The sequence below is a fragment of the Microterricola pindariensis genome (assembly GCF_002936985.1).
Classification (GTDB): Bacteria; Actinomycetota; Actinomycetes; order Actinomycetales; family Microbacteriaceae; genus Microterricola; species Microterricola pindariensis.
Map to the genome: position 1 here is coordinate 73,733 of NZ_MPZN01000007.1, position 10,313 is coordinate 84,045.

The 10,313-nt window shown below is 71.0% G+C and carries 7 protein-coding genes; 2 read left to right on the forward strand and 5 right to left on the reverse strand.

Going from position 1 to position 10,313, the window contains the following annotated elements; genetic code table 11:
- Positions 1-162 precede the first annotated feature (162 nt).
- Positions 163-1,890 carry a cytochrome c biogenesis protein DipZ gene (locus GY24_RS03880; RefSeq protein WP_104474452.1) on the reverse strand — a complete coding sequence of 576 codons (1,728 nt, stop codon included), beginning with the start codon at positions 1,888-1,890 and terminating at the stop codon, positions 163-165.
- Between the two features lie 185 nt (positions 1,891-2,075).
- Between GY24_RS03880 and GY24_RS03885 the strand changes: the two genes are divergently transcribed.
- Complete coding sequence (locus GY24_RS03885; RefSeq protein WP_104474453.1) at positions 2,076-2,732, forward strand: fasciclin domain-containing protein; 657 nt, start codon at positions 2,076-2,078, stop codon at positions 2,730-2,732.
- A gap of 82 nt (positions 2,733-2,814) precedes the next feature.
- Here the strand turns inward: GY24_RS03885 and GY24_RS03890 are convergent, their stop codons facing one another.
- The 4 genes from GY24_RS03890 to GY24_RS03905 form a co-directional block, all read right to left on the reverse strand.
- Positions 2,815-3,411: a copper resistance CopC family protein gene (locus GY24_RS03890; RefSeq protein ID WP_161498678.1), complete on the reverse strand. Its 597-nt coding sequence runs from the start codon at positions 3,409-3,411 to the stop codon at positions 2,815-2,817.
- Between the two features lie 20 nt (positions 3,412-3,431).
- Positions 3,432-4,157 carry a YcnI family copper-binding membrane protein gene (locus GY24_RS03895; protein WP_104474455.1) on the reverse strand — a complete coding sequence of 242 codons (726 nt, stop codon included), beginning with the start codon at positions 4,155-4,157 and terminating at the stop codon, positions 3,432-3,434.
- 103 nt (positions 4,158-4,260) lie between these two features.
- Positions 4,261-4,929, reverse strand: coding sequence for a hypothetical protein (locus GY24_RS03900; protein ID WP_104474456.1), 669 nt, complete (start codon positions 4,927-4,929; stop codon positions 4,261-4,263).
- Between the two features lie 136 nt (positions 4,930-5,065).
- The gene (locus tag GY24_RS03905; protein WP_104474457.1) at positions 5,066-9,127 is read right to left on the reverse strand and encodes an ExeM/NucH family extracellular endonuclease; all 4,062 of its coding nucleotides are present in this window, start codon (positions 9,125-9,127) and stop codon (positions 5,066-5,068) included.
- Positions 9,128-9,360: 233 nt separating this feature from the next.
- On the opposite strand from GY24_RS03905, the gene GY24_RS03910 reads away from it, so the two are divergent.
- Entirely contained in the window at positions 9,361-10,275 is a 915-nt protein-coding gene (locus tag GY24_RS03910) for an EamA family transporter (RefSeq protein WP_104474458.1), read from the forward strand.
- Positions 10,276-10,313 lie beyond the last annotated feature (38 nt).

Consider the following 10,313-nt stretch of genomic DNA (forward strand, 5'->3'; position numbering starts at 1 on the left):
CGGGGCCGCCTGGCGCGATGCTCGGTTTCTCGCTGGAAACCGGGTCTCGCTACGGCGCTGGCGCGCCTACTCGACCAGCGGGCGCCAGAGCTCGCGCGCCTACTCGACCAGCGGGCAGGAGAGCTGGCGCGCCTACTCGACCAGCGGGCGGGGTGCCTTGGTCTATCCGAAGGTGAAGGAGAAGGCCTGCACCCCCGGCGCCGCTTTCACGGTGAGGGTGCCGGATGCCGCGGCATCCGTCTTCAGTAGCTCGTAGGAGCGCGGCACGCCGCTCACCTCGATGGCGTGGTCGACGCCGTCGACCGTGACCGTCAGCGTCCCGCTGCCGCCGAGGACCATGCGCACCTCGCTGCCGCTGTAATTCAGCCGGATCGCGGCCCCGGCGGCGGTCGGCTCGATCGACTGGGTGCCGAGGGCCCACCCGCCCGCGAGGGCGAAGCTGTCCTTCGGCTGCTCGGCCGGCAGGCTGAACAGGCTCGTGGACGCCGAGTACTTCTCGGCCCCGGCGAAGTTCACGGCCTTGGTGGTTCCGAGGTACGTCTCGGGGGTCGTCGCCCCGGCGCCCGGCGTGGTGTCGGCGACCTCGGTGGCCGGGGGCAGCTGCACACCCGGGTTCGCCGCGACGAGCAGCTCGCGGATCAGCTTCTCGGTGTCGACATAGCCTCCCTCACCGAATGTGATGTGCCGCACAGTGCCGTCGGCGTCGATCAGGTAGTGCGCCGGCCAGTAGCGGTTGCGGTAGTTGGTCCAGGTCGAGAGGCTGTTGTCGAGGGCGACCGGGTAGTCAATGCCCAGGGCCGCAGCCCCGGCCACCACGTTGCGGGGCTCCTTCTCGAACGCGTACTCGGGCGAGTGCACGCCGATCACCTCAAGCCCGGCGGCCCGGTAGGCCTTGTCCCAGGCGACGACGTGCGGCACCGAGCGCTGGCAGTTGATGCAGGAGTACGCCCAGAAGTCGATCAGGACGACCTTGCCCTGCAACTGGTCGAGTGCGAGCGGCGCGTCTCCCGGGGTGTTGAACCACTGCTGGATGCCGGTGATGTCGGGAGCGGTGCCGCAGCTCTGCAGGCTGCTCGCCCCGTTCGTGCACTGGTCGAGGTCCTTGTTCTGCTCGTTCACCAGCCCGCCCAGGTCGAGCGCCTTGTCGACCTGCTCCGAGTTGCCGAATTGGTCTTGCAGCGCGCCGGTGTAGTCGGGCACGAGCCGCTGCAGCAGCTGCGGCACGTTGAAGACGAGGCCGATGGCGAGGGCGATCATGACGATTCCGCCGGTAATGCGGATGCCGCGCTGATGGGTGCGGAAGCTGCGCACCCGCTCGGCGACCCGGCGTCCCGCGAGCGCGAAGACCAGCAGCGGCAGCGCGGCGCCGACGGCGAAGCTCGCCGTCAGCACGACCGTCTCCAGGCCGATGCGCCCCGTCGAGCCGGCGACGGTGATGGCCGCCAGCACAGGCCCGGCGCAGGGCACATAGACGGCTCCGAGGGCGAGGCCGAGAACGAAGCCGCCGCGCTCTGTCCCGACATCCCTCTTCGGGATCCACGCGAAGGGCTTCTCCAAGATCGCCTCGAAGCGGGGCACGATCAGCCCGACGCCGATCAGCACCAGCACGACGAGACCGGCCCAGCGCAGCACGTCCTGCGGCAGCCCGAGCAGGGCGAGGATCAGCGAGCCGATCAGAGTGAACACGCTGAAGCTGACGACGAGGCCGAGGATCACGAGGTAGGGCCGCCAGCGGGACGGGGCGGCGGGCGCGGCATCCGTTGCGCCCGCCTGGGTGCGCGCGCTCTGCACGCCGCCCGACAGGAAGATGACGGGCAGCACGGGCAGGATGCACGGCGAGATGCCGGTGATGAGGCCTCCGGCGAAGCCGATGAGTGCGAGGGTGAGCACGATTTCCTCTCGAAACGGTGGCCGAGAATTCGGCTGCCAAGGGTTCGGTGCGGCGCCCGGAAAAGATTGCCCGAACTTTTCTGCGCATTCGACCAATCCGATCCGCGGATGCCGCCGAATCCCCTGTCGAGCCCCTCACAGCGCGTGGGCCCCGGCATCCGCCGAACTATCGAAGGAGATCTTCCATGCGACACTTCACCCGCAGCACGCTCACCACCCTCTCGGTCGCGGCCGTCGCGACGCTCGCCCTGGCCGGCTGTTCCATGGGCGCGTCAACGACCGGCTCCGGCTCGAGCAGCCCGGACAGCTCAGCGAGCAGCACCCCGCAGGCGATGACGGCGGACCCGGCCGCCGATCTCGTCGGCCCCGGCTGCGCGGCGTACGCAGAGGCCGTCCCCACCGGCGACGGCTCGATCATGGGCATGTCGGCGGACCCCGTCGCCGTGGCCGCGTCGAACAACCCGATGCTGACCACGCTGACCGCTGCGGTCTCCGGCCAGCTGAACCCCGACGTCAACCTGGTCGACACGCTCAACGGCTCGGAGTTCACCGTGTTCGCCCCCGTCGATGACGCGTTCGCGATGATCGACCCGGCCACGATCGACACGCTGAAGACCGACTCGGCCCTGTTGACCAGCATCCTGACCTACCACGTGGTGCCCGGCCAGATCGCTCCGGATGCCATCGTCGGCACGCACACGACCGTCGAGGGCGGCACCGTTGAGGTGACCGGCAGCGGCGACAACCTCAAGGTCAACGACGCCAACGTGATCTGCGGCGGCGTGCACACGGCCAACGCGACCGTGTACCTGATCGACTCGGTGCTGATGCCGAGCAACTGAGTGCACACCGTCGGCCGAGCGGCCGACGCGAAAGCGGCCCGGGTTCCACAGAACCCGGGCCGCTTCGCTCGTGCTGCGCGTGTCAGCTCTTGCGGCGCACCAGCACCACGGTGAGCAGGACGGCGAGCAGCGCCGCGACGATGCCGCCGCCGATCCAGAGCACGTCGCCGAGGGCGACGGCCGGCTCGCTGCCGCTGTTGCCGGCATCCGGCGCGGTTGTGGTCTGGCCATCACCCGAGCTCGCAGCAGCGCAGCTCGGCTCGACGGTGCCCGCGGCGAGCTCGACGCCGGCGGCCGGCGCCCACTCGAACTCGTAGGAGTCCGAGATCACGTGCGAGTCGACCGAGATGCCCCGCCAGGTCACCGTGTAGGTGCCGGGCTCGCCGAGCTGGGCGTCGAGCGCGAGCGTCCCGCCGGTGACGACGCCGCAGCCCTCTCCGTAGTAGCGCGGGTCGGATGCCGGCCCGCTGACGACCATGGCATTGCCGGACTCTGCCTGCAACAGGGCGTCACTCGTGGTCACCGAGAAGGTGCCCGGCTGCTCGGTCACCACCGAGTCGGCGGCCGGAACGGTGTCGAGCACCTGGTTGTGCGCGGAGGCGGGCGCGGCGGCGCCGAACAGCACGACGCCCAGTGCCAGGGCGAGCGCGATCGAGGCGCCGCTACGACGGTTCTTCATGCCGAGCATGCTGCCACCGCCTACTTCGAGGCTGCTGAACGGCGGGTGATGACGGCCAGCGCGATGCCGACGGCACCGACGACGAGGCCGACGACGCCCAGCACACGGGCGACGATATCGGCGCTCGGCGCGGCCGGGGCCACGGAGCTGTCGCCTGCCGCAGTCGCGGACGCGTCGCCGCTCGTGTTCTCGGTCGCCGCGCCGCCGTGGCCGTGGCCGTCACCCTCCGCAGACGCCTCGGTCAGCGTGAAGGCGGGCGCGGGGGCGTCCGGCTCGGCCTCTCCGGCGACGGTCGTCTCGTTCCAGTTGGTCTCGCCGACCGTGCAGGTCTGCAGCACCGGGAACTCGAGCGTGTCCCCGGCGGCCTCCGCCGGCAGCTTGGCCGAGAGCACGAAGGTGTCGCGCAGGCCGTCCTCCAGCGGCGCGATGGCGGTGTAGACGACCTGCGAGGTGCGGGCGGCATCCCCCTCGCCCGTCTTCACCTTCTCGATGGTCCAGTTGGGGTTGACCGTCGGGGTGACGCTGACGATGCTCTCGGGGATGTCGATCGCAATGCGGGTGGTCGCGGCGCCGTCGCAGCCGTGGCCGACCGAGAAGGTCAGCAGCGAGTAGGAGCCGGCTGCGGTGTCACTCGGGGTGACGCCGACGTGGGCGGATGCCGCCAGGGGCGCGCCGACGGCGAGCAGGGCTCCGGCGGCGAGGCCGGCGACGGCGAGGGTGCGGGTGGAGCGGGTACGACTGGTCATGAGAATCCTTGGTGTGGTGCCGAGGGCCGCCGCGCAGTGCAGAGCGCACGGCGCGCGGCCGGTCAGAGTTCGGCGAAGAAAGTGTGGATGACGCGGTGGGGCGCTAGGCGCGCGCGAGCGCCGGCGGTCCACGGTGCCGCAGCGCGGACTGCACGACGTCCAGCGGGCGCGGGATCCACACGGCGGCCACGGCGGGGCGGGCCGGCGCGGCATCCGGGATCGGGGCGAGGACGATCGGGCGCACGGCCAGGGCGTTCAGCGCGAGTCCGGCGGTGCGCAACAGGCCGCGCAGGGCGTGCTCGCCGCGCAGGATCGCGGCGACGGTGAGCAGGCCGGCGATGGTGTGGCCGAGCAGCATCCAGGCGTCGTGGTGCGCGCTGCCGAGGACCGGCGCGATGCCGGCCGGCGCGATCGCCGACAGCTGGGCGGCGATCTCGGAGGAGCTCAGGTGGTGTCCGGCGTGCCCGGTCCCGGCGAGCGGGGCGGCCGCCAGCTGGCCGCCGAACAGGCTGAACAGCCCGTGGAAGACGATCTGGCTGCCGGCGACGGAGAGCAGGACCCGCCACGGAGCCGGGCCGGTGCGGCCGGGCGCCGGGCGCTTCGGGCCGGACAGGCCGATGCTGAGCATGGACGCGAACGCCAGCGAGAGCACGATGGCCAGCCAGCCCGGCGTGACACCGCCGGCGAAGCTGTGCGAGAGCGCCGCGACGAAAACCGAGAACAGGGCGACGAGCCACCCGCGCGTGAACCGCGCCCAGCGTGTGCTCGTCATGCCTCAACCTTATCGCGCGCGCAACACACGCCCGGGCCGGCGCCCGCTGACCGACACGACCCGCGGCCGGCGCCCACGGGAACAGGGAGGCCCCTCCCGGTCGTGGACCGGGAGGGGCCTCCTCGTTGCTGCGCTGCTACCAGAGGATCAGCGGCAGGGTCAGGCCGGTCGAGGCCTTCACCGTGTCTGAGCCGAGGTAGCGGGCCTTCAACAGGTGGACACCCTTGCTGAGCTTCGGCAGATTCACCTTCGCCTGGCCCTTGTCCTTCGCGGTCAGCTGGATCGTCGCGATGACCTTGTTGCCGTCCAGCACCTCGACCGTTCCGGTCGGCCGCGGACCGGAGACGGCGAGCACGCTCACCGTGTACTGGACCGTGGATCCCGCCTTGGCGAGCAGCTTGCTCGGCGCCCCGACCGTGAGGCTGGACACCTTGACCGGCGCGACGACCTTCTGGATCGTGATCGGCACGTTGACCGCGGTCCCCGTGGCCGCGACCGTGACAGCGAGTTGCTGCACACCGTCGATGCCGGCGGGGATCGTGATCTGGGCGGTCGCGGTGCCAGTCTCGTCGAACACCGCGGTACCGACCGTGGCGTCGACGGGGGCGGATGCGAGCACCGTCCCGCCGAGCGAGAGGTTGACGGTGCCGGGGGCCGGCGTGGACGCGTCGCCGAATGCCAGCGAGCTGAGCGTGACGGTCACGCTCTCCCCGGCGACATAGCCGGCCGCCGCAGCGGGCGGCGTCAACACCACGCCGACGGCCCGCTGGGCGTAGTCGGGCGCGGCCGGCGAGTTGGCGGCGAGGTAGTCCACCATGGCGGCCAGGTCGACCTTGCCGGTGTCTGCCCGGTTGGTGCCGGCTGCGAGAACCGTGAAGTTGTCGCCGCCGGATGCCAGGAACGAGTTCACCGTCACCCGGTAGCTCGCCGCCGGATCGATGACCGCCCCATTCAGCGTGATCGTGCCGATGCGTGCCCCGCTGGCGCCGGCGGGGTTGTAGTCGTAGACCAGCCCCTCCGAGACGCCGAGCTTGAGGAACGGCCGCGACGCGCCCGCCGGCTGCCACTGCTGCTCCAGCACCGCGCGCAGCTGGGCACCGGTCAGGTCCATCGCCACCAGGGTGTTGGCGAATGGCTGGACGATGGCGGCTTCGCGGTAGGTGACGTTGCCGTCGGGGTCGGTCGGCCCCGAGCTCGCGTACGGCATGTCGGTGCGCAGCCCGCCCGGGTTCATGAGGGCGATCTGGGCGTTGGCGCTCTGCGTCGCCCACAGCTGCACGTCGGCGACGAAGTTGCCGAGCGTCGATTCCCCGCCGCGGTTCTCCGTCGTGCCGTTGGCGAGCTTGGCGCGGTTGTACGAGGCGGTGATGTCGCCCAGCTTCTTCGCGCCGAGCACCGCGGCGACCGCCACGGCGTCGTCGACGATGGTCTGCACCTCCGGCACGGCCGGGTAGAGCGGCTTCGCCGGCACGGCCGGCGTCGTCGGAGTCGCCGGGATCGGGTCGCTCATCAGTGGCAGCGTCTGGTTGCTGATCTCCAGCAGCTCCTTCGTCTGCGGGTTCACCGAGATGTCCATCAGGCCGAACTTCTCGCCGTACTGCCCGCTGGAGATCACCGGTCGCCCGTCGATCACGTGGTTGTATGCGAGGTGCGTGTGCCCGGAGACGATCGCGTTGACGTCGGAGTCGACGCCGGTGACGATCTTGCCGAATGCCGAGTTGGGGTCGGTGGCCGAACTGATCGCCGTGGTCGTCGCACCCTCGTGGATGAGCAGGATGATGACATCCGCCTCACCGTTGGACGCGTCGCCGTCGCGCAGCTGGTCGGCCACCCGGTTCACCTCGGTGACGGTGTCGCGCACCTCGAGGTTGGCGATGCCGGCCGGGCTGACGAGCGAGGGCAGTTCCTCGGTGACCGCGCCGATGAATCCGACGGTGACACCGTCGAACGTCTCGGTGTAGTACTCGTCCAGCGCCGGCTTGCCCGTCGTCTTGTCGTAGACGTTGGCCACGAGGTACTCCCAGTTGGCCCGCGGGATCACCCGGTCGGTGAGGTCGGCGAAGCCCTGGTCGAACTCGTGGTTGCCGACGGAGCTCACATCGAGCCCGGCGGCGTTCAACGCGTCGATCGTGGGGTTGTCCTGCTGGATGAAGGAGGTGAAGGTGGAGGCACCGATCAGGTCGCCCGCCGCGGCGAAGACCGTGTTCGGGTTCGCGTCGCGGATCTGCTTGACCGCGCCGGCGAGCACCGCGGCACCGCCGGAGGGTGCGAGCTGCTCGATCCGACCGTGGAAGTCGTTCACCGTGACGACGTTGATGTCGACGGGAACGGCCTCGCTGTTCAGGCCGACCACGATCGGGTCGTGGTCGCTGGACCGGAACGGCGTTCCGGCCTCCGTGGCCGCGAACTCGTAGCCGCGGTCTCCCCACTCGGGCGAGTTGATGCCCCACACGCCGGCACCGGTGACCCGGGGGGCGACGGATGGCGAGGCCAGCACGTGGTCGAGCGAGCCGAGCTCGCCGTTGAAGGTGTAGGTGTACTGGCCGGGCGCCTTCGCCGGGACGAGGTCGCTCCAGCCGGCAGAGGTGAACACGTTGATCGGGTCCTCGTGCGCGTAGGCGTTGAAGTCGCCGATCAGGAACACGTCATCGCTGCCCGAGTCCGCCTGCAGCTGCTGACTGAAGGCGAGCAGGGCCTGCGCCTGCTCGGTGCGCTCGGCGTTGAAGAAGCCCTGCCCGTCGGCCGGCTCCGGCGCCGTGTTTCCGCTCGGCGCCGACTTCGACTTGAAGTGGTTCGCGACGACGGTGACGGTCCGAGCGCCGAGGGTGAAGGTCTGGGCGATCGGCTCGCGCGCGATGTCCCACACGGTCTCGTCGATGACGGTCTTGCTCGCGCCGACCGGCGTCGCGGCCTCCTTCTTGTAGATGATGGCGCTCGTGATGAAGTCGGTGATGGCGGCGTCGTTCAGCGCGGTCGGCGTCGGGACCGCGGCCCAGACCTCGGACCCGGCGGCGGCGTTGAGGCCGGCGACCAGGTCGTTCAGGGCGTGGTCGATGTCGGCCGGCGTGGCCAGCTTCACCGAGTTCTCGATCTCCATCAGGGCGACGACGTCGGCGTCCAGGCCGTTGATGGCCGCGACGATCTTGGACTTCTGGATGTCGAACTCGGCCTGCGTCGCGGCGCCGCGGGCGCCGGAGTTCACGGAGGAGAGCGTCGTGAAGTAGTTGAACACGTTGAAGGAGGCGAGCTTCACGTCGCCGCCGACCGCGGGCGGGGCATCCTGCCGGACGTTCACCGGGGTGAACGACACCTTGAGCGCGGCGTCGCTGCTGTCGGTCAGCGGGAGCTGGGGCTGCAGGCGCCACTCGTTGAAGGCGTAGCTGAGCACCATGCCGGCGTCCGGGAAGACGGCGGTGTCCCCGTTCCGGACGACGGTGTCCTTGCTGAAGTAGGGCTGCTCGCCGACGTGCGCCGCGGCATCGACGCGGGCGCTGTAGCCGTCGTCGACGAGGAGGCGGGCGCCCTTGTTGGCCGCGGCGATGGCGGTGGCCTCGTCACCCGGACCGACGAGCTCGGTGTTCTTGATCGCGGGGGCTGCCCCGGCGTTCAGCCAGAGCTCGCCGAAGGAGAACAGGCTGTGGCTCGACGCCAGCGAGTAGCTGCCGGTCGGGGCGACCAGCATGCCCTCATACGCCTCGCGCGCGTCGCCGCGCACGCTGTCGGGCAGCGGGACGGGAGCGGGCAGGCCGACGCCGGCCGTGACCAGAGCGACGGCCCCGGCCGCGCTCGCGGTGATCTGGGTGACCGCGCTGAATTCGCTGACCGCTCCGGTGACGGTGACCTGGTCGCCGATCGCGATGCCGGCGGCCGGGTTGTTGCCGAGGAACACGAAGATGCCGTCGGATGCCCCGGGACTCGGGTCGACGTCGCCGCCGACGCCGGGCGTCTGCACGTAGACGCCGCGGTAGCCGCCCGTGCGGTGGTCGGCCGTGACGATGCCGTCGACGGTGACGGTCTGGCCGGGGATCGGGGTGGCCGCGCCGGAGCCCTGCACGTCGGCGATGGTGTGGGTGGCGAGGGCGGCGGGGTCGGCCGCGAAGGCCGGTGCGGCGCCGAAGGCCGTGAAGGCGAGCGCGGCCGTCGTGGTGACGGCGAGCGCTCCGAGCCTCCGGGGCCGGGAGCTGTGTTTCTGGTGCACGAGATCTCCTGTCCTAGTGGTGCCGCATTCCGGCGCGCCGAATACCGCGGCGTGACCGCGCTGGCGAGCCGATCGGGACGGCAGACTGGCCCTCTGATGGGGGTCATCGGCAGCTTAGGGTTCCCTGTGAGTCGTGCCAAGAGGGAACCTCGATTTTTCTTCTGCACTTAAGCAGATTGTTCCCTTTCCTGCTCATCTGAGCAGGGGGCTGCGCAGGCTATTCTGAAGCTCTCATGCTCCTCTCGATCCTTGGCCTGGCCGGCGCGCTGGCGTACGGCACGGCCGACTTCTTCGGCGGGCTGGCCTCTCGGCGCATCACCGCACTGCCGACCTCGGCCATCGCGGCGGCGGCGGGCCTGACCGCGCTCGCGCTGACGTTGCCCTGGCTGGGCGGGGAGTGGTCGGCATCCGCGATCGGCCTCGGGGTGCTCGCCGGACTGGCAGGAGCCGTCGCGCTCCCGCTCCTCTACGCCTGCCTGGCCCTCGGGCCGATGAGCATCCTGTCGCCGCTGACGGCGGTGGTCTCCGCGCTGGTGCCGATGAGCGTCGGCCTGGCCCGCGGCGAGTCGCTCTCCCCCGTCGGCTATGGGGCGCTCGGCCTCGCGCTCATCGCCGTCGTGCTCGTCGGCTTCGTGCCGGAGAAGGGGGCGGTGCGGCCGAGCCTGCGCGGCGTTCCGATGGCGATCGGCAGCGGCGCGGCCATCGGCGTGTTCCTGATCCTGATCGACCTCACCCCGGAGGAGAGCGGCATCAACCCGCTCATCGTCGGCCGCTTCGTGAACGCGCTCATCATGGGCACCGCCGCTGTGCTGATCTGGCGGATCGGGGTGCGCCGGGTCGGGGCCGGGGTCGGCGCAGGGGTCGGCGCCGCCCGCGCACTTCCGGTGCGGCCGCGGACGCTGTCGCCGACCGTGCGCGCGGGACTGCTGCTCGCCATGCTCGGCGGGCTCTGCGACGCCTGCGCCAACGTGCTCATCCTGATCGGGCTGCGGCTCGGCGAGCTCAGCGTGATGAGCGTGCTCGTGGCCATGTACCCGGCCGGGACGATCCTGCTCGCGGCGCTCGTGCTGCGCGAGCGCATCGCCCCCGTGCAGTGGGTGGGCCTGGCGCTGGCGCTGACCGCCGCCGGACTGCTCGCTCTCGCCTAGGCCGCCGCTCCCCCGCCGCCCGGCCGCGCGAAATCGCC